The sequence below is a fragment of the Flavobacterium ammoniigenes genome, from assembly GCF_020886055.1.
Classification (GTDB): Bacteria; Bacteroidota; Bacteroidia; order Flavobacteriales; family Flavobacteriaceae; genus Flavobacterium; species Flavobacterium ammoniigenes.
The window spans coordinates 1,557,054-1,580,884 of sequence record NZ_AP025184.1 but is presented as its reverse complement, the minus strand read 5'-3'; the positions used below and the strand labels follow the sequence as shown (position 1 = coordinate 1,580,884).

At 29.6% G+C, this 23,831-nt stretch carries 20 protein-coding genes; 16 read left to right on the top strand and 4 right to left on the bottom strand.

Features of this window, described 5'->3' with window-relative positions; all coding sequences use genetic code 11:
- Positions 1-6: 6 nt before the first annotated feature.
- Together LPC21_RS07270 and LPC21_RS07265 are read right to left on the bottom strand one after the other, a co-directional pair.
- Entirely contained in the window at positions 7-474 is a 468-nt protein-coding gene (locus LPC21_RS07270; protein ID WP_229316503.1) for a hypothetical protein, read from the bottom strand.
- An 8-nt stretch (positions 475-482) separates the two neighbouring features.
- The gene (locus LPC21_RS07265; RefSeq protein WP_229316502.1) at positions 483-917 is read right to left on the bottom strand and encodes a hypothetical protein; all 435 of its coding nucleotides are present in this window, start codon (positions 915-917) and stop codon (positions 483-485) included.
- Positions 918-1,389: 472 nt separating this feature from the next.
- Here LPC21_RS07265 and LPC21_RS07260 point away from each other — a divergent pair, with 472 nt between their 5' ends.
- The 5 genes from LPC21_RS07260 (at position 1,390) to LPC21_RS07240 (ending at position 8,447) form a co-directional block, all read left to right on the top strand.
- Positions 1,390-2,052: a vWA domain-containing protein gene (locus tag LPC21_RS07260; protein ID WP_229316501.1), complete on the top strand. Its 663-nt coding sequence runs from the start codon at positions 1,390-1,392 to the stop codon at positions 2,050-2,052.
- A gap of 3 nt (positions 2,053-2,055) precedes the next feature.
- On the top strand, positions 2,056-2,376 hold the full coding sequence (locus LPC21_RS07255; protein ID WP_229316500.1) for a DUF6717 family protein: 321 nt from the start codon (positions 2,056-2,058) through the stop codon (positions 2,374-2,376).
- A gap of 84 nt (positions 2,377-2,460) precedes the next feature.
- Entirely contained in the window at positions 2,461-3,609 is a 1,149-nt protein-coding gene (locus LPC21_RS07250; RefSeq protein WP_229316499.1) for a hypothetical protein, read from the top strand.
- 51 nt (positions 3,610-3,660) lie between these two features.
- On the top strand, positions 3,661-6,753 hold the full coding sequence (locus LPC21_RS07245) for a hypothetical protein (RefSeq protein WP_229316498.1): 3,093 nt from the start codon (positions 3,661-3,663) through the stop codon (positions 6,751-6,753).
- A 257-nt stretch (positions 6,754-7,010) separates the two neighbouring features.
- Positions 7,011-8,447: an exonuclease domain-containing protein gene (locus tag LPC21_RS07240; protein ID WP_229316497.1), complete on the top strand. Its 1,437-nt coding sequence runs from the start codon at positions 7,011-7,013 to the stop codon at positions 8,445-8,447.
- Between the two features lie 274 nt (positions 8,448-8,721).
- Here LPC21_RS07240 and LPC21_RS07235 read toward each other — a convergent pair whose 3' ends face one another.
- Positions 8,722-9,141 carry a hypothetical protein gene (locus tag LPC21_RS07235; protein ID WP_229316496.1) on the bottom strand — a complete coding sequence of 140 codons (420 nt, stop codon included), beginning with the start codon at positions 9,139-9,141 and terminating at the stop codon, positions 8,722-8,724.
- A gap of 1 nt (position 9,142) precedes the next feature.
- A complete protein-coding gene (locus tag LPC21_RS07230) occupies positions 9,143-10,126 on the bottom strand; it encodes a helix-turn-helix transcriptional regulator (protein WP_229316495.1) in 984 nt (327 codons plus the stop codon).
- A 205-nt stretch (positions 10,127-10,331) separates the two neighbouring features.
- Here LPC21_RS07230 and LPC21_RS10280 point away from each other — a divergent pair, with 205 nt between their 5' ends.
- From LPC21_RS10280 to LPC21_RS07180, 11 genes are all read left to right on the top strand, one after another.
- On the top strand, positions 10,332-10,556 hold the full coding sequence (locus tag LPC21_RS10280) for an HTH domain-containing protein (RefSeq protein ID WP_255657589.1): 225 nt from the start codon (positions 10,332-10,334) through the stop codon (positions 10,554-10,556).
- A 77-nt stretch (positions 10,557-10,633) separates the two neighbouring features.
- Positions 10,634-11,377: a PKD domain-containing protein gene (locus LPC21_RS07225; RefSeq protein WP_229316494.1), complete on the top strand. Its 744-nt coding sequence runs from the start codon at positions 10,634-10,636 to the stop codon at positions 11,375-11,377.
- A gap of 17 nt (positions 11,378-11,394) precedes the next feature.
- Positions 11,395-12,033, top strand: a complete 639-nt coding sequence (locus LPC21_RS07220; RefSeq protein ID WP_229316493.1) for a hypothetical protein — start codon at positions 11,395-11,397, stop codon at positions 12,031-12,033.
- 126 nt (positions 12,034-12,159) lie between these two features.
- Positions 12,160-12,546, top strand: a complete 387-nt coding sequence (locus tag LPC21_RS07215) for a hypothetical protein (RefSeq protein WP_229316492.1) — start codon at positions 12,160-12,162, stop codon at positions 12,544-12,546.
- Positions 12,547-12,551: 5 nt separating this feature from the next.
- Complete coding sequence (locus tag LPC21_RS07210) at positions 12,552-12,980, top strand: hypothetical protein (protein WP_229316491.1); 429 nt, start codon at positions 12,552-12,554, stop codon at positions 12,978-12,980.
- Positions 12,981-13,161: 181 nt separating this feature from the next.
- Positions 13,162-13,494, top strand: coding sequence for a RhuM family protein (gene rhuM, locus LPC21_RS07205; protein WP_229316490.1), 333 nt, complete (start codon positions 13,162-13,164; stop codon positions 13,492-13,494).
- Between the two features lie 12 nt (positions 13,495-13,506).
- Complete coding sequence (locus tag LPC21_RS07200) at positions 13,507-14,487, top strand: virulence RhuM family protein/type II toxin-antitoxin system death-on-curing family toxin (protein ID WP_229316489.1); 981 nt, start codon at positions 13,507-13,509, stop codon at positions 14,485-14,487.
- 172 nt (positions 14,488-14,659) lie between these two features.
- Positions 14,660-15,280 (top strand): hypothetical protein, encoded by a 621-nt coding sequence (locus tag LPC21_RS07195; protein ID WP_229316488.1) that lies wholly within the window; start codon positions 14,660-14,662, stop codon positions 15,278-15,280.
- A 122-nt stretch (positions 15,281-15,402) separates the two neighbouring features.
- Positions 15,403-20,241, top strand: coding sequence for an AAA domain-containing protein (locus tag LPC21_RS07190; protein ID WP_229316487.1), 4,839 nt, complete (start codon positions 15,403-15,405; stop codon positions 20,239-20,241).
- Positions 20,242-20,250: 9 nt separating this feature from the next.
- Complete coding sequence (locus LPC21_RS07185; RefSeq protein WP_229316486.1) at positions 20,251-22,671, top strand: type I restriction-modification system subunit M; 2,421 nt, start codon at positions 20,251-20,253, stop codon at positions 22,669-22,671.
- Positions 22,671-23,828, top strand: a complete 1,158-nt coding sequence (locus LPC21_RS07180) for a restriction endonuclease subunit S (protein WP_229316485.1) — start codon at positions 22,671-22,673, stop codon at positions 23,826-23,828. The genes LPC21_RS07185 and LPC21_RS07180 overlap by 1 nt, the downstream gene beginning before the upstream one ends.
- The last annotated feature ends 3 nt before the right edge of the window (positions 23,829-23,831 follow it).

Below are 23,831 nucleotides of genomic sequence, written 5' to 3'. Positions count from 1 at the left end.
AAATAATTAAGGCATCAAAATGCTGTATTTAATGGTAGTTAAATACACCATTCTAGGTTGATCGAAAGTCAAAGGTGTATTGCAAATCTTTAATGAAATAAACTTATTTCCCTTAGTAATTGCAAACGAATTGTGCGGTACAAATTGTAATTCTTTACCAACAGATTTGTTTACCCTTTTCAAGGTTGACTTTTCAATTCTATGCTCGTCAGTATTAAGTTTGAGATTGTAAATTGTGGTCACCACTACCCCATTTTTAAGACCTATAAGAATTTCGACCAATCTCCTATCAAACAAATACTTATCTTTCATTTTACCAACATATTGGTAAGTATGCACTTTCATAGAAGGCGAATAATCTAATAATTTCAAATCCTTTAACTTTACAACAACTCTATCGCCAATTTGAAACTGCTGACTGTAGATTAAGGTCGAAAACAATAGAACAACTAAGAGCACAAAATTATTTTTCATAAAAAAATTTAAAAGGGAAATTCTTGAGTAGTACCATGTAGGTCTTTGTCATTCATAAAAATTTGCTCTTTCTTGTTGAGGCCCAATATTTTATTTTCCAAATTGACACAATCGGTAAAGTCAACTATAATAGCTCCATTACTTTCAATAGCCAAATCAACATAGAAACCGCTATCTTCATCTAAAAAAGTAAAACCTGAACATCCTTTTTTACATCCTAAGCAACTGCCAGGAATGGGTTTCAAGAAAGAGATTTTTTCTTGTTTAAAACTTTCAAATTGCTTTTCAAAAAGAGCTATCCAATCATCTTTAGAAAGCTCATCATATAGAATGTCGTCTTTAAGTAAAGAAGCTAAACCTATGCTGTTTAAATTTGAAAAAAAATGCACAAAATCGTATTTAACAGTACTATTTTGAGAGGTGTTAGATAATTTATTCATCATTGATTTTTGTATGACATCACATATATTAATAATAACCTAAGAAACTAAAAATTATTATATATAAATAAATTATTCTAAATAATATTTTTTAAAAACCACTATTCTAAAACACCGAAATTTGTAAATCCACTTGATAACCATCAAAAAATGAACCGGTTAAAAACGTATAAATCCGAATTGAATTCGGATTTATACGCTTAGCAAACAAATACAATTCGTTTTAATTTACTATTGTAATTTAATGTTTTGATTAATAATACTATAAAATGAAAAACTTAAAGTAATAGTTTATTAAAAAATAGTATTCATTTTATAATAAAATTACTCAAAGCACCCCCCCAATTTACTTTGATAATTGAAATACAAATAACTTAACTAAATCCTATGGCAAATAAATATTGCAAGCTTGCAAAGAATTTATTTTCAAACAAACTGCAGCTAATTTTGTCCGTAATAATAAATTAAACACATTATGAAAAACAAAAAAACACTTTACCATTTTGTATTAGACAAAAGTGGTTCCATGAGCAATTGCATCGAATCTACTGTAAACGGATTTAATGCACAATTAGAAACAATTCAAAAATTGCAAAAAGAATTTCCAGAACAACATTTTTTAGTTTCCCTTACAATTTTTGATGACAAGGTTGATGATGTTCAATTAAATCAAACCATAGATGCTCTCGAATTTTTAAGTACGACAAGATATCGACCAAGTGGAACTACTGCGTTATTAGATGCTATCGGAATGTCTATTAACTCTATCAGAATAGCTAATGAATCAAAAATATTGAATGACGAAATGAGTATTGTAATGGTTATACTGACTGATGGATTAGAAAATGCAAGTCGAGAATTTACCTTTCATCAAATTGCAAAAACTATTAAATCATTAGAAGATACAGAAAAATGGACATTCAATTTTTTAGGGGCAGATATTGATGCGATTCACACTTCAAAAATGTTAAACATAAAAACTGAAAATGTAGTTTCTTTTAGTAAGAGTGATATGGGTGAAATGATGAATCATGTCAGTGAAGGGATGAGACAATATTCCCTTAGTAAATCAAAAGGAATAACAAAGAATAACTTTCTCGATTTTATTAAGAACAAGGATTTAAGGAAAAATAAATAATTTATGAAAACATACACTTTTAATAAAGAAGATGGGAATTGGTATATTGACCTTCCTGAATGGCAAGAATCAAAAAGTGCTCTTCAAATGGTAGCAGGGGCTGATATTTTACTTGATGAACTTTCAAACAATCAAACCTCAGTTCATTTATCTATTTCTACAAAAGAAAAACCAGCTGATTATACTACTTTAAAAAAAATGATAAACACTCCGGTAACGGGAGGGGCATTGTATCATTTAGGTTTAAAACCTATATGGTTATGTGATGTAACAAAATTTGTTTTTGGGGAATTTCCTCAAAAAATACATTTTAAAGTAATTTAATGGGCAGAAATGCGTTATGAAATTTGTATGATAATAATTACATATTAGATGAATTAAATCTAATTAAAATACTACTTTAGACTTATGAATGTCCATTTGTTACGATCGCCCGAATTAAGTGAAGAAACCTATAGAAATGTTTTGCAATTATTGCAAAATTTTCAAGGACCTATGCATTTTATTCCGTGTGAAGAAGAGATAATTGAAGACACAATTAGAACAAAAGAAAGAATATGGAACAATAAAGATGATTTTGAGCATTTAGAAATAAATTCATTTTCAGCACAAGAAAGTAGAAATTCTTCAAGGTTTACAATTAAATTCCCATATCTTGAAAAAGTAAAATCTTGGAAACAATTATTTACTGAATGTGATAAGTACAGAAAAACTAAAAAAATAAGTGAAAATGATTTAGTTGTATTACTAACGGATATAGGTAATGAACTCAATTGGTTTGGGGGTGTCGATCCAAATATGAAAAATTATTTTATACAAACCTCAAATTGGGAACATTTTTTTGGGAATACAATCGATATTAGATTTCCAATAGCCTACGAGGTTATTATTTGGGCTATGCGATACTTTATGTTTGAGAATAACGAAGCTATTTTAAAAGGAGTTCATAAAAAATCAATTGGATGCATAATGGATTTTTGTGAAGACAAATCACAAATAATCATAAAAATGAGAACTGCTGATGTTTGTGATACTTGCATGAATCATTTTAAAGATAGAGATACACCTACCCTATACACCAGACAGTTTTTTGAAATATTGGATGGCATACGAAATAGTATGACTTTTAGAAGTCGTTCTGTTTTGCTACAACAACCTAGTAGATTGGAAATTAGGGGGTATTCTAGAAAAATATTTTTTACCGATTTGGGAGGACTTGAACTTCGACTCAATCCAAAAGAAAAATCGATTTATTTATTTTATCTAAATCACCCTGAAGGGATTATTATTTCTCATTTACAAGATTATAAAGAAGAAATTACTCAACTGTATTCTCGATTTTCAAATCAATCTGAACCTGATATTATTAATCGGGCTATTGAAACATTAATTAACCCACTTGACAATGATATAAACGTTGTTCTTTCAAGAATTAATGGGAAAATTAAAAAGACTGTAGGGGAATCATTATTCAATTATTATTGCATTTGTGGTGAAAGAGGAGATAGGAAAAAAATTCTCTTAGACAGAGAACTAATAATTAATAACATGAACTAATAAAATACAAAATTCAAAAAACAGAATATTAAATCTAAAAATAGTCCATAGATGAAAAGACCTTTTAATATATTCCCAAGTATAGGTTATAAAAACAGTCAGTTTCAAATTCTTTCAACTGATGACAATTTAACAATAGAAATATATTGCAAAGATGATATATTAATGACCATTGAAGTTAATTCGAAATACCCTACTTTACTAACACATGTAAATGCAACAGGTAAACTTACTGCAAGATGTATTTACAATAATATATTATTTGAGCAAGAAATAGAGATAAGAGAAGCCTTTAGATTAGGTTCAAGTGAATTTAAGAAAGCATTTGTTTTTGAAGATACAGATTATTCTTTCTTTCTAATGAAAGACAGATTATTACTTTATGATGAGAAAAAGAATTTATTACTTACTGAAAATCATTACAGCCCAACAATAATTTACAAAATAAACAATACAAATTTTCTATTTGTAACTAAAGTTGGGAATTCTACGGATGGGATAATTAATCTCGGAATATACAATACAGAAACTTTTTCATTAGTTGGAGAATTACTAAATGAATATCAAGAAATAAAAATACTACCTGAAAATAATAAAGTTTGGCTTTATAATTTAAAATTAAACAGAATTCAATGTTTTGAATTAGTTCATCAAAGCAATGAATGCTTTAAAGAACTAAAATTATTTGAAAATTTCAATAACTATTATTTAGACGGTATTGACCAAAATATTATTATTAATTATAATGAAGTAATTAAATATACAAATCTAATTAATCTTCATAATTCAATTGAAGTTACTAAAAAGTCAAATAATGCAATAGACAAGTTAGGTAATGTATTCACAATTGAAAACGGTATCTTAAATTGTTCTAGATTACTTACAAGTTATACTGAGTCGGTAAGCCTTGATTTTGAAGTTAATTTACAAAATGAAAAAATAATTCATTTAGGCAATGAAATGATTGGTAATATTGAACTAATTGACTTGAATAGAAAAATAGAGGAAATTAAAAATGAAATTGTTTCATTACTCCCTGATGCCAATACTTATTATTATCACGCACTTCCACAAAATAAAAGAATATCTGAAACAATAAAAACACAAAGAATCTATCCGACTAATGGTGGCCTATTTGTTATCCAAAAAAAAATAAAAAGAGACTTTAATGGTGTAAAGTTCAATAAGTATATTACTAACTGGAGTGGTAAACCATATATAATTGAAAATACAGAAATATCTCTTTCTTTTTATGATTCTGAGAAATCAATAAAATTAATTGACAAAAAACAAAGCTTGAATGTTCTTGAATATATGAATTCTATGCTGTTAATAAATTGTCAAAATACTAAAATTTTATTTTTTGGAAATAATAGTATTATAATTGATAATGATGATTCAATTGAAATTTTTTCGATTAATGAAATTGGATACTTTATAATAAAATCTAAAGAAAAGTATTCTCTTTTCCAGTTTAATAATTTTAAAAAACCTATATTAGATCAAATAGAAATTCTAAATTTTGAGCATTATAAAGAACATCAAATAATATGGTATCGTGAAAAACAAAAAGACATTTCCAAAACTAAGTATATAAACGCCTTTGATTTAAAAAATTGCGCAAATGGATTTATAAATGAAAATAATTTAAAACAATCTGTTTTTAAAGATACGTTAGAATTTAAGTTTTTTTCAAATTATGCTTTATCGCAAAATCAAATAGTTTTTAATCCTAAAACTCTTCATGTTAAAGATGCATTTGTGGGAAAAATTGAATCATATTCAAAAGAATTAAATAAAATATTTTCTCATAGAACAAATACATTTTACATTTCAAAATTCAATTCTCAATCAGGTAAATATGATTTGTCTGAAGTTAAAATTGATGATAAAAAGTATAGTGAATCTTACCTATCACCTGACGGACAGTTTTTAGTACTTAAAGATGAAAGTAATAAATATGCTTATTATGACATAGAAAAAAATGAAATTATCAACTTTTTTTCAGGAGTTTTTTTAGCCTTTAATAATGATGGTAATTTTGTAGTTAGGCAAGATAATACAAGAGCAGTTAAGATTATAGACCCTAAAACATTTCAAGATATTACGCCTCCAAACTACCATTACTACAAATTCATGAGTCCTGATGGAAAACTTTATGCACAAGTATCTTATCTTGAAAGATATTTCCATAAAATTAATGGTCAAATATTACTGATTGATGAAGTAAATAAATTGAAACAGGAATTAGATATTACAAACTCAATTCTACATTCTGAAAATGAAAAAGAGCAAGCAAAATTAATTGTAGAAAAAAACAAACTTCTAACATATAACTCTTTTAAAGAAGAATTTGAAAAATTAGGAATAAATGATTATAAAAATATTAACTCACAACATATAATTCAATTAGATAAGTATATTGAAATTGGAATAGCTGGAACAAACATTAAGAAATATATAAGCATTCCTACAGACACTCATTTTTATAATTATGCAGCGTATAGCTATGATAATAAGTATTTAGGAATAGTTGGGAAACCAGTATTTGGGAGCATAAATAACAGTCTTATAATGATTTTTTCTATATCATTAGATGAATCAAATCAAAAGTTAGAAATTCTGGACAGCACAATTAGTAGATTACCAAGAAAAGCTGCTTGGGTTTGTGGATTTTCCAAGACAGGTTATTTTGCTACTTATGATAGTATTCCAGATACATTTATAATTAAAATGGATGATGATTTTTTCTCAGAAGTCACCAATGATGTAGAGTTGAAAAAAAACATATACAATTCTAGCAACAATTTATATAATACTTATAAAAAATGGAGAGTTATAAATAATAAAAATTTTTTATGTTTTAGTCCTACTGGTAATTTTTTGGCATTATCTGAACAAGGTTATGAGCCTTTAACTTTGGGTGGTTATGGTCATCAAGAATCTAGTGCTGTTCATATTGCAACAACAGCATCTGGGGAGATTATAAATTCTTTTACAGGGCATGGAGACAAGATTAAAGAAGATATTAGTAAAAAATTAAATTTTGTTGCTTTTTCCGAAGATGAAAGTAGAATAATGTCACTAAGTAATGATGGGGTTGTAATAATTAGAGATATAATAATTGGTACAGGAGATAGATGAAAAAATACAATATGTTAAAGAATCATTTGTTGTTAAATCGTTTGAATTTATTAAATTAAAATAATGAAAGTTAAATTATCATATATACAATTTACTTTAGTAAATTGTATAATCATTCTTAGTAAGAAATATCATAAATATTATTAATAGACATGTAGAGTTCGATGATATTATTGTTAGTTTAAAGTAACCATTTTTAAGTTTCTTTAAATAAAAAAAATATACATTTAAAATTTAATTATTGAAATAAAATCTCTATGAATTTATCGAAAATAGCACAAGAATATTATAATTTAGGATTTATACCTACTTGTATATCATATTTAAAAACTGAATATAACATAAAGGAAAATAATCCTGAAAAAGCACCCTGTCATCCTTGGAGAAGGTGGCAAATAAGAAGACCTGAATTAAAAGATATTACTAGTCTACCTTGGGAATATTCAAGTGGTATAGGTGCTGTTTTAGGAAATACCCGAAGTTATGGGAAACATCATAGGTGCATTGATATTGATAACTGTTCAAGTATAGATCTTATAAAAGATATACTAAGACAATTGTTCCTTCCAGAAGACTATGAGTGGGTAGTGAAAACACCTAATGGATTTCATATACATGTATATTCTGGTGATATTGAATTTGCTTCTGCTGAAGATTTACATGAAGGGGTATTGGCTTTATTACCTAACGAAACTTATAAAAATAAATTTAAAAGGATTGAATTAAGATGGGCACATCATGTTGTTCTCCCTCCAACTATTTTAAACGGTATCGAGTACAAATTTTTATTTTGTGATAATCAATTTCCAGTTAACGAGCCTAAACGAATTGATGCAGATTCAACTTTGTTTTTTTTGGCAAAATATTGTGGTTCTTATTCTGAAAATTTTAATTTAAATGATGGAAACAAGGCAATTATTAATAACTTTTATTTTAAAGTGACTTATGGTTCAGATGATTTGTCCAAAAGAGGATTCCCTGATGGATTACAAGTGTTTAAATTATCAAGTTTTAATGAAAATATAATTCAAGCCGAGAATAATAGTGATTTAATATATTCAAGTAATAATGATATACGATTTAGTCCTTTATTTTTAGACATCGAAACGACAGGACTTATAAATAACCCCACAAACTATGATTTATATCCTAGAGTTATACAAATAGCTTATACTGAACAAAAAGTAGAAACTATAAATCATGAAAGGCGTTCGGTTTCAATTATCGCAAATCACTATATTAGACCTGATGATTTTACAGTCTCAAATGAAATACAAAATTTAACTGGGTTGAGCGATTCTTATTTATCAGAAAACGGTATTGGGATAGAAGATGTTTTAATGGGATTTAGATTTATTAATGAAAGACAAACTCATATTATTTCTTATAATACTGAATTTGATATGTCTATATTAGATAGCGAATATTTAAGATTAAAAAAATCAAAACCTTACATAGACAACTACCTTCGACAAGGTGGGTTGCAAATTTTTTGTTTAATGAAAAAAATAAACTCTATTTATGGTGGTAAATATTTAAATTTAATTGATGCTTATGAATTGCTTTTTAAGGAGCCACTACCAATAAAAACTCATAATGCAGTTAATGATGTAGAAATATTGATGGATTGTTTTTATTTGTTGGTTTTATATAAACATATTAGATTAGTCAACCAAGGGAGAACATTAATTTAGTATAACTGCGCTAAATTCATTTTCAAAACACAATAAATATCTAATATGTTACTTAAATTAAAATTTTAATTATAGAGTTTTTTTACTTAAAATCAAGAGTCAAATTCTATATTTGTATGAATATACATAATGAGAGTTTCTAACCAGTGGTACCCCAGTGAGTATCCTTGTAAAATGTAGCTCTGTAAAGTACTGAAAATATTGGCTTGATGCGATTTAAAGAGGATCCTCTTTCTCCGCAACAGAAAACCCGAAACTTTCGTTTCGGTTTTTTTTATTCCAAAATTTCCATCCCCTCTTTCATTCGCAACTCAACTCCATAATAGTTAAAATCAATAAGAGTTCCGTTTTCGACTTCAATAATGTTAATCGTACAATCTTGTATTGGTAATGGAGAAAAATACAAGGAAAAATACCGCCAATCTTTTTGAGATTCAAAATAATGATGGACAGGTGCAATAGGGATATTTTCTGCTAATTGTAATGTGTATCTTTTACCTGTTTCAATTACTTCTATAAATGTATCCGGTGCCATTCTAATCCATCCTCCATTATCGTATATATCTGTTGTTGTATACCCAAAATCAATTTTGGTGAACTCCGCAAACAAACTAACTCTAAGTAATATTGGATTTGCATCTCCATGTCCAAATTGATTGAGATGAAATACTCTGTTTTTAGTATCTTTTTTCATGCTATAGTAATGTTTTTGTCTGGTCTCTTAACCATTGCGGATTAATAACTTCTAAGTTTTTACCATACGATCGAAATAAACGAATTAGTTCTACACTTGGAACTACTTCAAGGGTAAAAAAACTAGAGCCCGATTCATTTTTTTCACCCTTCTGACTTGAGTGAATTGGATAGGCGTCAAAGTAATTGGTTATTTTGTAGGAAGTCAAAAAAGTTATAGTTTGTGTGGGTTGGTTTTCAATGGGATAAACTCCGTAAATATCTTTACAATAACTCTCCACCTCAACAGCATCTCTATCAATAAATTTTCTCTTCAAAAATAAAGGTTGGTAAATTCGATCAAATCCAAAAGTTCTAAGAGCATCATGACTTTCAGAATAGCCTACTAAATACCACTTATTTTCAAATTCCTTGAGCATCACTGGATGAACAATAACCGACTTGAACTCTCTTTTGTTATACGAATAATGTACAAATGAAATTGAGTATTTGTTTTTACAAGCTCTGAATAACAAATCAAAATTTTCAAATCCTCTTGCCCCTGGAACATAATCCGTTTGGATAATTTTACGTTTACTATTTCCATCTGGAAATGTTTCTTTAAAACTGGTTAGAATCTTATCAATAGCATAACTAAAGCGTTCACCTACCCTCTCCCCGCTAATATTCTGTAACAACTCCATTGCCTCTTTAATACTATTAATATCCGTATCAGTTAGACCTATTGAATTAATTGAAAAATTAGGATTGGTATATTGATACCCTTTGTTTAATCGGCAATAGTAAATGGGAGCATCAAAACCATCCGGTTCAGGTAATTTCATATTACGAATATCTTTCTCAAGCGTATCCAAAGAAGGTGAAATATCCAACTTATTTTCACATGCTTCCTGAATATCTACTAAAGTAGGATAGGGACGCATAGTATTGCGCAATAAAGAGTCTATCACTTTATACCTTCGGTAAGCCGACCTAGAAATACCCATATCAATTATAATTTTAAATAAATGTAGTAAAATAAATTAACTCCGTACAAACTATACGGAAACAGTGCAGAATTTTGACCAAAATAAAAATCGAATTAAAATTAAACACAACTGAAAAGATTTAGACCACTTAAAATAGATAATGTTGACAAAAAAATACCAACTGCAATCCAATTGCAGTACTAAGTTTTAAAATTGCACTAATTTGGATATAAGAATTATCATACGGTTAAATGAGCTCATTGCCGCAGAGCAAACAGGAAGCCCAAAAGAGTTGGCCTCCAAGCTCGACATATCCATACGAACAGTCTATAATTATATCGCTTTTATGAAAAAAGAAATGAAAGCACCAATCGTCTATGATTTTCAACGATTGAGTTATGTATATGAAGAAGAATGTGAATTTAATTTTAACGCAGTAGAAAAATAAAATGGAGACCAGCAACCATTCAAACGGCGCGTAACTGAAAAGCGAATAGAGTAAGACAACCCCAAAATATTAATTTTATGAAATTCAGTTTAAAATCAATTACTATTTTATTTGCAGCTAGTTTAGCAGTAAGTTGTTCAAAAGAAGATATTCTTGAAATAACTAAACCTTCGGTAGATTTTTCGTTTACTGGCACCAATTTGCCTGCGCCCGCTTTAGTAAGTTTTAACAGTACATCTCCTGAGGCCATAACCTATTTTTGGGAATTCGGTGATGGAACTGTATCTTCTGAAAAAAATCCAAAACACACCTATACCAGTGGTGGAAATTACAATGTTAAATTAACAGTTAATAGTGCTAAGAGTAGTAATTCAATTACAAAATCAATTACAGTTTTAAAAGCTTTATCAACAGTAAAAATAACAAAAATAGAGGTGGTTGCAATTCCACCAACTAATGGAATATTAAACTGGGACTCAGCTACTGACAAGCCAGATATTTACGTTCAGCTTTTTGATGAAACTGGAGTATCTAGTCTTAAGTCAAATACTATTTGGAATTTTATTCCTTCTATAGCTATTCCATTTACAGTAACATTTACAACTCCTTTAACCACTACTAATCTGACAAATACGATCTTAAAAGTACAAGTTTGGGATGATGATTCAGACAGTAATTCAACTGGTTTAAATCCGGATGATAAAATTGGAGAAGTTCCTTTTAAGATTATAAATTATACAACTGGAACTAATAAGTACCCACCATTTGTAACAGAATCAGTTAACGGGACTTTAGTAACTATGCACATGACTTGGGAATAAAATTAAAATTTAAAAAAATGAAATATTCAATCACTTTTATTTTAGCATTACTCACTACAATTACTGGAAATGCTCAAGAGAGCGCTAAACAAGTATTCAGCTCACCTAATTTAGCAACTGAAATATTCAATCATAAAACGGTTGCTATCTTACCCTTTAAAGCCAATATTTCTTATAAAAGAATGCCTAAAAATTACAACTCGCAAACTATCAAAGATGAAGCAGTCCAATTAGGATTTAATTTACAATCCGGTATGTATACTTATCTTTTAAGAAGAGTAGATGATTATTTAGTCTCTGTTCAAGACATAGAAAAGACAAATACACTACTAAGACAAAATAAAGCATTTGAAAATTTAGATGAGTTTACTGCAGATCAATTAGCAAAAATGTTAGGTGTTGATGCAGTAATCAAATGTAGTTATTCCTATGAAAAAACAGGAAGTGAAGGCGGAGCAATAGTAACTACAATATTATTTGGAGTTGGAAAAGTAGCCACTGGAGAATTGACTATGGCGATTTACAATGGTAAAGATGGCGATTTGCTATGGCGTTTTTACAAACAAATGAATGAAGATGTATTCAGTTCTGCAAATGCAGTAATGGAAAGGATGATGCGTAAAGTAGGACGTAACTTCCCTTATCAAAAGCAATAAATCAAATAACTTGAATTCCAATGCCTCACTCATACTGAGGCATTTTTTTTGAATTCTATTTAACTCCGTACATATAATACGGAATTAGATATGAAATTTGTAATATAATTTAAACTCATAAAAATAATGAAAGCAGTAAAACGAAACTTTTTAGTAGCTGAAGAAACCATTCGGTTAAACGAAATAAACAATTTTCAAGAAAGCAGGTATTTCAATCCGAGTGATTTCAATTTAGAAGATAAATTAAATCTTCTTTTTGATTATTCAGAAGGTCTTGGTGCCGAGTACATTCGAGTTCTAGCAGTGTATATTGACACTTCTAAAAACATTAATTCATACGAAGGATTACAGTTTACCGAAGAATTTAAGTTGCCTTTTCCTGCAGGAGGAATTACAAAAAAGAATGCACTATCGGTTTCGTTAAAATTGAAAGAAGATTCTAAATTACTTTGGAAAATTGGAATTCAAATACGATATGAAATCAATACCTTAATTCATTTAACACTATCATAAATACTATGAAAACACTATTCCAAGCTGGGCAAATTGTGCGATTTAAAAATTACAACCCAAAAGAAGGAGAATCGGAAGCGTATTTCATTGTGCTTATTCCTAAGGACAAACACAATGATTGCTGGATTCAGTGTATTAATAGCAACCGCTATTATAAAGCCGAACATAGTTTGTGTCCCGAAGATACAAACGACTTAGAGTTAGTGTCTATACAAGCAAAAACCTTATTAAATCAAGAAGTTGTTATTAAAGAAAGTTTGTACCATGATATTGTGGTTGACAAAGTATACAGCGTTGACTCACCCGAAAGTGAACTTACCTACAAGAAAACTCCAAGTGGATTTGTTTCTAATGTAACGTACACTATGGGATCAGATATTCTCAAAGGGCAACTCTATCATGAAATTCCTAACATTATTTTGGTAAAACGATGAAATTTATGGTTCCGTTTTGGTATTTCAATTTGAGCTTGGTTAACTTATTTAAAATAACTACTTTCACAACATACTATAAGTACAACAATTCATACATTTATTAACTATACCCCAATACTATGAAAAATAAAAACTTACTTCTCAACCTTTTTTTCCTTTGCATAACTAATGAAAAAGTAGCATGATGAAGCATCAAGTAGAAATATACAAGTCGGTAAATAATGCTATTGAACTTCAAGTAAGTTTTGATAACGATACCGTTTGGTTAACTCAAGAACAATTAGTGCTTTTATTTCAAAGAGATCAATCCGTTATTTCTAGACACATTAGAAATGTTTTTAATGAAAATGAGTTAGATGAAAAAAGCAATATGCAAAAAATGCATATTGCAAATTCTGATAAACCTGTATCGTATTATAACCTCGATGTAATCATTTCTGTAGGCTACCGAGTTAAATCAAAGCAAGGAACCCAATTCCTTCAATGTGCAACAATACAGAAAAATAATATTTAAAATAATGAAATAATGAGCGAAATCATAATATATTCTTCTAATGAAAACGGAGCTCAAATTGAAGTAATGTTTAATAATGAAACAATATGGTTATCTCTCAATCAGATTGCAGAACTTTTTGATAGAGATAAATCTGTTATTTCGAGACACTTAAAAAAAATTTTCGAAAGTGAAGAACTAAATAGGCTTTCAGTTGTTGCAAAAAATGCAACAACTGCTAATGATGGAAAAACATATGAAGTTGACTATTTTAACCTTGACGCCATAATTTCAGTGGGTTATAGAGTAAATTCTATACAAGGAACCCAATTCCGTCAATGGGCAACCCAGCGTTTAAAAGACTATTTAGTTCAAGGCTATGCACTAAACGAAAAACGATTAAAAGAACTCCATTACAAGTATTCCGATTTGCAACAGGCCATCAAACTAGCGGCTAATGCAGGGAATATAGAAAGTTTAACTTCAACCGAAGCCAAAGGAATCTTAGGTGTAATCGAGCAATATGCGTATGCATTGGAAACCTTAGACAAATACGACCATCAAAAACTTACCATTGATAGCGATTCTTCAGAAACTGAGATTCAAAAACTCAGCTATGAAGATGCTATTCATCAAATAACTATTTGGCGTGAGTATCAAAAAGCAGGCAAATTGTTTGGGAATGAAAAAGACCAATCTTTCAAAAGTTCTTTGGAAACCATTTATCAAACATTTGATGGGATTGATTTATATCCTTCTTTGGAAGAAAAAGCAGCCAATTTATTGTACTTCGTGGTAAAAAACAATTCTTTTTCTGATGGAAACAAACGTATTGCGGCTGGGTTATTTATCTATTTCTTAAGCTTAAATGATAAATTGCTAAATGAAGTGGGAACAAAACGAATTGGTGATAATGCCTTAGTAGCCATAACCATTATGATAGCCGAAAGCAAACCTGAGGAAAAAGAAATAATGATTAAACTAGTAGTGAATCTAATTAACAACAAAAATTAATTGAATCGCACTTTAGCGGTGTAATTCCAACAAACTATACTTTAACCACTTTGATTTGCACATTCCCTTTTGGAATTTCCATTTGGACTTGGTTGGCTTACCAAAAATAACTACTTTCACAACATACAATAAGTACAACAATTCATACGTTTATTTGCAATACCCCAATACTATGAAAATTAAAACCCTACTACTTTGCCTTTACTTTTTTTGCATTGCCAATACTAGTTTTGCCGACTCTCCCCTAACCTCTACTCCTTTCTACAAAGGATATAGGGACATAACGATTATCAAAACCGCTGCAAAATCAAATGGGAAGATTACTGACCAACAATTACAATTCCTAACTAATTCGAAAAATCCTATTGCAGTTAAATTAGCTTTAATCAATAGCCTAGGATGGAATGTAAAAGGTAAATCTAATGCTCCGGAATATTTAGCCTATTTATTTGAAAAACAACCACAACTGAACTACAAAAACTTCATCAACAAAGCCACTGCCGAGGAACTGATTTGCTATGCTTACCTAAAAGCTATGGACGATTATTTTAATGTAAAATCAGCAATTGTGTTTGCTAAACAGGCCATGAGCAAAGCACCTACTTCATACTCGATTAACTTAATTGGAACTTTAATTCAGGCACAACCATTGTTAAACTCAAAAAACTGGTGTGATATTTATACTAGAATCAATCAAGTTCGTACCAATAAAAAACTACAATTAGACATGAGGCCGATTAGTGCAGCCGCCGTTTTTGGTTATACTGATGGGTACAAAGAGTATTGTAAATAAATTTAAATATAACTAAATTCAATGATATTTCATTTTTTTTAAACTTATAATTTAATTTAGAATTCAGATTAGATTATATTGTAAATATTCTCTAAAAAATACAATTCCAATCAGTAATAAAAATGGAAATTTCGGAAAAACTAATAAAAGAACTGCAAAATAGACTAAAAATCGGAAACCGAAGAGGTGTCCATTTAAATGCTATTCCAGCAAATTCAAGATATAAATTTGACTTTTCTAGGTTAGCTCAAATCGATAAGAATTTACCGAAAAATTTTGTTGATTCACTTTTAAGTGAGCAACCTTTGAAATTTAAAATAAGCTGGAAGGATAATGTTCCAGATTTAAATTCGCTTATTGAAGAAGAGCAATCTCAACTTGTTAGAATTACAAAAGGATTTGAGAATTTGATTAATCAAACTGAAGCAATTGAATCTGAAAAAGGGATTAATACATTTGGTTTTGGTTTTCCTATTTTGGTTAGACGTGATAATTTAGATAATAAAATAACGGTTTCACCTATATTAATTTGGTCATTACGAATAAAACGAACAAAAGAGTTTAATACTTGGGAAATTATCAGAACAGAGGATGACCCAATCTATTTAAATGAAGTTTTAGTAAATCATTTAAAAAACGATTCTAACATTGAAATTGAGCCGATACCAAATCATATTCTAGATGATGGCTTAATAAATAAGGAAGAATTAATTGAGATATGTACAAGTTTGATTAAACAGATAAATTCGATTGTTCCAGATGACTTAAAAGAAATCTTTAAATCTAAAATTGAAAACATCACTTCTATAGGTGATAGAAATAAATACGAAAAACTTCCTTTAAGCACTACCAATTCATTTATAGAGTTTGGCGGACTTTTTTCGATTTTTGAAGTGCAAAAACAAAATATTATTGATGACTATTCAGAATTAATGAGTTTAGAAAATTTGAATCTTAATAAAGTAGATTCTTATTTTTCATCATTTCAACCAATTTCATCAATTGAGACTGACCCGACACAGCAAGGTATATTAAATTCCATGCAAAATCATAAAAACTTATTGATACAAGGACCTCCAGGGACAGGTAAGAGTCAAACCTTAACAGCACTTTTAATCAATGCATTGGAGAATAATCGTAAAACAATTGTTGTTTGTGAAAAAAGGACTGCTTTGGAAGTTTTGCATAATTCTTTAAATGAAAAAGGGTTAAGCCATCATTGCGTTCTAATCAGAGATATTGTAAAAGACAGAAGGTTTGTGGTCGATTCTGTAAGGGAAAGAGTTGATAATTATCCGCATAAAGTTTATTCTAATTTTCAATCTCAATCTGAGCTAGTTAAATTAATTGAAAAAGCAAAGTCAAAAATAGCTCTAATAAATTCCCAACATAAATTTCTTGACGGCAAAATATTGGGAAATAATAACTGGACTCATGTTGTTGGTGAGCTCATTAAATCAATAAAACAATCCTCGGATTATCAAGAAATAAAATTTGACTTGAATGACTTCAACTACACAGTCGAAGAACTAGATAGTTTAAGTGATTTAATTGAAAAAGGTGAAGGATTATATAATAGGTATAAATCAATTACTACTCATTCATTTTTAAATCCCAATAAATTAATTGGTGATAATCCTTATGTAATCGAACAAAAAATTAATGAGGATTTTCAATTTTATAGTGATTCAATAAATGCAATAATTGCAAACATAGAAATAGTTAAGTCAGAATTTTTTAGGTTGAGAAGAAATGATTTGAAGCAACAGTTAGATGATATTCTGTCTTTTGAAAAAGAATTCAATCAAATTGAACTTGAATTAAATTCAATTATAGAAGAGAATTTTCTTGTTTTCACTGAATCTCGAAGAACTGAATTTGAAAAAGAATTGTCTGAAATTGAGAGTAGATTAAAGACCATCAATACAATTTTTTCAGAATACACAAACTTAAATGATATTTTAGACGAGGAAAAAACAAGTAAACTTTCTTTTAAAATATTCTCAGTATTCTCATCGCACAAAAGAAAATTAATAGCGAATCAATCTGAATTAAAGAAAGAATTTTCGAGATTGAAAATACAATTGTTAAAATCGAAGGACTTTAAAATTGGGAACTTAACAAATAGTCTAATCGAAAACTATAAGATTAAAGATGATTTCGAAATTAGTATCCTTCAGACAAAGCAAGGCTTCATTGAAAATATACAAAATGAATTTGATAGCTTTTGTTTTTCCAAAGTTTACAATGAATCATGTATAAATTACCTAGACAACATTTCACTTGAAGTAAATCAAAATTTGAGCTTGTCAATTAGTTCAAAACAAACTTTAATCAATCTAGTTTCTGAACTTAAGAAGTTCATAGATTTAAAATTATCGACCTTTAAAATTTTGTCGGATAAACTTAATGAATGTCCAGATTTACCTTTCAATTTTAAAGTTCATGATGAATTGTTCAAGAACGTTAATTCCTACAATAACATCTTTAATGAACTTGAAAGTAATTCCGATGAGTTTGTAAATAAGTTGCGTAATGAGTATGAAAGTAAAAATTTATTAGTGTCTGAACAAGGAGATACTCGAATTAAAACACTTAACAAACTTCAATTTGAAATTGCTTCATTAAACGATAAAATAAATTCAGATGGATGGGCAAAATCAAAATTGAAATACAAATCACATAAAGACTTTGTTTCAGCAATTAACGAACTTTTAGTTTTAAAACAGAGTTATTTCGACAGTGAGATTGATAATTTCAGTGTTGAATTTGATTGGTTTAGGTTTTATAATTTACTAGAAGATAAAGCAAAGAAAATAATTGATAAGCTCTTAGATAATAGTAATTGGAAAAATAGCTTTATTTCTAATTATTTAAATGGTTTATTAATAAAAAATGCAAATGTTAATTTGCCTACAAGTGATGATGACCATAAAGAACTTGAAGTAATTCTTGATGGAATTAAAAATGAACAATTAAAATTTGTAAATCATTTTTGGTATGATAAACAAATTGAAGAAACAAGGAGTTTTGAAAGAAAAAATAATGGTTCTATTTCGGTAGGAAATCTTTATTTGAAAAAGCAAGGTACAAGAAATAGACGTTTATCGTTAAGACAGATTGTCCAATATGACCCAAATTTGTTTACTTCATTTTTCCCAATAATTCTTACTTCACCAGACGTTGCTTCTAACCTGTTTAAAGGAATGAATGAATTTTTTGACATAGTAATGTTTGATGAAGCGAGTCAATTAAGATTAGAAGACAATTTACCAGCAATATTAAAAGGTAAGCAAATCATAATTGCTGGAGACGAGCATCAGATGCCTCCGTCTAATTATTTCAGTAAAGTTTTCGATGGAATTATTGACGATGAAGATGAGTTAGATGAAGAAAATAATTTAGTGATTGATAAAAATAACATCCTACTTTCCTGTGAATCATTGTTAGATTTCGCAACTGAGTTAAATTTTGAAAAAAGGCATCTAGATTTTCACTATCGTTCAAGACATCCGTTTTTAATTGATTTTTCAAATCATGCTTTTTACAATAAAAGACTAAAGCCATTACCAAACAATTTTGAATATGTTCCGATAAAATATATTCAAGTAAATGGAACTTTCTTTGACCATACAAACGATTCGGAAGCCGAAATGGTTATTTCAATTCTGGATAATAATATAAATCGACTTCCTAACGGAAAATATCCTACAGTAGGTATTGCAACTTTAAATATTGCACAAAGAAATTTAATAAAGAGCAAAATTCTAGAGAGACAAAAATTTTCTAAATATGAAGAATTCAATAATAAAATTATTGAACTGGAAGAACAAGGATTATTCATTAAAAACTTAGAAAATATTCAAGGTGACGAACGTGATGTAATCATATTGTCAACAACATATGGTATTTCCAAAGATGGCAAGTTTTCTCAAAGATTTGGTCCGATTAATCACACTAAAGGGTATAAATTATTAAATGTAATTATTACCAGAGCAAAATTTAAAATTTATGTATGTACTTCAATTCCAGAACAAGTTTTCATGGATTACAAAAGTTATTTACTTGCTGAAGGAGAAAACAATAAAAGAGCTGTATTCTACTCATATTTAGCTTATTCAAAGTTTATTAGTGAGGGTAATATTGAAGGAAGAAATCAAGTACTCCAATCACTAACAGATAACACTCCAAATAGCAGTAAATTAGATATGTTTATTGGTGAAGATTTAGAATCACCATTTGAAGAAGAGGTATACCAAGCATTGGTTGATAATTTCGATTCTGCTAGTATTATTCCACAAATGAAAGTTGGAGGTTTTAGAATCGACATTGTTATTGACACAAAACTAACAAATGTTCCTAAGATTGCTATTGAATGTGATGGAGCAAATTATCACTCTAGTAAGGAGGCATATCTCTATGATATTCACAGACAAAAAATTATTGAAAAGCAAGGATTTGTTTTCCATAGGATATGGAGTACTAATTGGTGGAGAAATCAAAAACGAGAAACAAATAAACTTATTGATTTTATAAAAGAAGTTATTTCAAAAGGTAATGATATAGAAACTGACCAAATAAATTTAACATCAAATGCTTTTACTGACGAAATAGTTCAAGTAGAAACAATCTTATCAAAATCAATTGAAAAATCAATTGAATCGAATCAATACATTATTGATTCGTTTGTGGATAATATTGATGAGATAGAAGTTGTTTCTGAAAACAATAAAATTAAAGTTGGGAGTATAGTAAAACTTAACTATATAAATCAAAACAAAACAATTACAATTAATATTTCTGAAAACGAATCAAAAAAGAATGAGGTTATAAATGGTATTCAAAATGTTTTCTTTAAATCTCCACTCGCTGTTTCCTTGATAAATAAATTGGAAGGTGAAATCGTAAAAGTTGGAAACTTGGATAATTATGTTGAAATCATTGAGGTAATCAAAAATTAAGTACAAACTATGGCAATAAAGAAATCAGAATTATACAGCTCCCTATGGGCTAGTTGTGATGAACTAAGAGGCGGAATGGATGCCTCACAATATAAAGATTACGTACTTACAATGCTTTTTGTAAATTACATTTCAGACAAGTATGCTGGTAATCCAATGGGATTAATTGAAATACCAAAAGGGGCATCATTTGATGACATGGTAGCCTTAAAAGGTAAACCAGATATTGGAGACCGAATCAACAAAGAAATTCTTAGACCACTGTTTTCCGCAAATGGATTAGAAGGTTCAATGGAATTGGTCGATTTCAATGATGATGATAAATTAGGAAGTGGTAAAGACAAAGTAGAAACCCTGTCTAAATTGATTGCCATCTTTGAAAACCCAGGACTTAACTTCAAAAATAACCGTGCTGAGGATGATGATGTATTAGGTGATGCTTACGAATTTTTAATGCGTCACTTTGCAACAGAATCTGGAAAAAGCAAAGGTCAATTCTATACGCCAGCCGAGGTGTCTCGAATTTTATCAAAAGTAATAAGTGTTGATAAAGCAGACAAACCTTCTTATACAGCTTATGACCCAACATGTGGGTCGGGGTCACTTTTATTGAAGGTGGCTGATGAAGCTCCAAATGGTTTGACTTTATACGGACAAGAAAAAGATATTGCCACCAAAGGATTAGCTATCATGAATATGTGGTTGCATGGATATCCAGAGGCCTCTATATCTGGAGGGAACACCATCTCAACACCTAGCTTTAAAGAGAATGATGGAACGTTAAAACGATTTGACTTTGTAGTGGCAAACCCTCCATTTTCAGTTAAAAACTGGGTTACTGGTATCAATCCAATGGATGATGAATTTAAACGATTCAGAGGTTTCGGAGTACCACCAGAAAAGAATGGTGACTATGCTTTTTTATTGCACATTGTTGCATCCTTGAAAAGTACAGGTAAAGGAGCTGTGATTCTTCCGCATGGGGTTTTGTTTAGAGGAAATGCAGAAGCAGAAATTCGTAAAAACTTATTGCAACGTAAATGGATAAAAGGAATTATCGGGTTGCCAGCCAACTTGTTCTATGGAACTGGAATCCCAGCATGTATCATTGTAATTGATAAAGAAAATGCAGAAGACCGTGAAGGTGTATTCATGATGGATGCTAGCAAAGGATACATAAAAGATGGTAACAAAAACCGTTTGAGAGAACAGGACATTCACAAAATAGTGGATGCGTTCAATCGCCAATGGGAAATTGATAAATTTTGTCGATTAGTTCCTTACAGTGAGATTGAAAAGAATGAATACAATCTAAATATTCCACGATATATAGATACTCAAGAAGAAGAAGATATTCAAGATTTGAATGCTCACTTAAATGGTGGCATCCCTCAAAAAGATATTGATGCATTGCAAGAATTTTGGACGGTATATCCTAATTTAAGAAAGGATTTGTTTTCACCAATTCGTGAAGGTTATGCTAAATTGAACGTTGAAAAGTCAGCTATAAAAAGCACCATTTTTGAACATTCCGATTTTATGCAATACGATACGCAATTAAATGGTTTGTTTGAAGATTTCAAAAGTGTGAATCATTCTAAAATGAATGCTATCTCATTTGATACCAAACCTAAAGATTTTATTAAAACCATTTCTGAGGACATTTTAGAGCGTTACGGAAATAAACCATTGATTGGTCAATACGACATCTACCAACACTTGTTAGATTACTGGAACGAAACTCTAAAAGATGATGTGTATTTGATTGTTGAGGATGGCTGGGTTGCCAAAATAAAACGCATTTTAGAAAAGAACAAAAAAGGTACTGAAGTTGACAAAGGATGGACGTGTGACCTAATTCCAAAAGAATTGGTTGTCAATAGATTTTTGGCAAGTGAATACCAAGATTTAGTTAGTATCGAAACCGAATTAGAAAGCGTACAAGCTGAACTAGTATCTTTTGAAGAAGAACACGCTGGAGACGAAGGTGTTTTGTCAGATGCAACAAACGACAAAGGAACTATCACCAAAACAACCCTCACAGCTTTTATTAAAGAAATAAAAAGCAATCCAGCCGAAAAAGAATCACTTTCAATAGCGAATGATTTGTTGAAACTTTTCAACCGAGAAGCTGAATTGAAAAAAGACCAAAAAGATAAAACAACTGCTTTAGATAATTTAACGCTTAAAACGTTCAAAGAATTAACAGAAGAAGATGTTAGAACTTTGGTAGTGGATGACAAATGGCTAGCTAGCATAAAAGCCTCTATCCAAACTGAAATAGAAGCGATTTCACAACGTTTAACAGGTAGGGTAAAGCAATTAGCTGAACGCTATGAAAACACCTTAATAGAGCTCGATAAAGAGACAAAAACACTTGAAGATAAAGTTAGTGCTCACCTTGAAAAAATGGGATTGGTATGGAGCTAATGGAAAAACAAGGTTTTAAACAAACTGAAGTTGGTTTAATTCCAAATGATTGGATTGTACTTCCTCAAAAAGATGCGGTTAAATACATCAATGGACGTGCATATTCGATAAATGAGTGGGAGTCTTCTGGTATACCTGTTGTTAGGTTACAAAATTTAACTCAAAGAGGTGGAAGGTTTTATTATTCAAATTTAAACCTTCCAGAGTATCAATACATGTATAAGGGGGATTTGATTTTTATGTGGTCTGCTTCATTTGGTCCATATATTTGGTGGGGAGATAAAGCTATATTTCATTATCACATATGGAAAATTGAATGTAATAATAAAATCACTGATAAACAGTTCTATTATCATAAACTTGTTCAACTTACTGAAGAATTAAAAAAAGGAACTAGTGGCTCAACAATGCTTCATCTCACAAAAGATGGTATGGAAAAGTATCTTTTTGCTCTTCCGCCTTCACTCGAAGAACAAAAAGCCATTGCAACTGCATTAAGTGATGTAGATGAATTAATTGCCAATTTAGATAAACTTATTACCAAAAAGAAAGCCATTAAACAAGGTGCTATGCAACAGTTGTTGACGCCACCACATAAAGGAGGTAAACGATTAAAAGGATTTACTGGTGATTGGGAGGAAAAAAGATTGGGAGAAATAGCTGAAATATATCAACCTATTACAATCTCTCAAGAGAAATTTAGCAAAGATGGCTACCCTGTTTATGGAGCTAATGGAGTTGTTGGAAGTTACATAAAATATAATCATAAATTGTGGCAAACTGTAATTACATGTCGAGGTTCAACGTGTGGAACAGTGAATAGAACAGTGAATGAAAGTTGGATAACTGGTAATGCAATGGTTATGAATGTTGATAATCAAAGTTCATTGAATAAGGAATTTTTCTATCATCTATTATTTAATTGCAATTTTATTAGTTGTATAACTGGCTCTGGTCAACCGCAAATAGTTCGTCAACCGTTATTTGATTTTATAGTTTCTTACCCCGAAAATTTAAGTGAACAAATTGCAATTGCAACTATGTTATCCGATATGGATTTAGAAATCGAACAATTAGAATCTAAAAAAGCAAAATACCAAAGTGTTAAACAAGGTATGATGCAAGAATTATTAACAGGTAAAACGAGGTTAATCTAAACT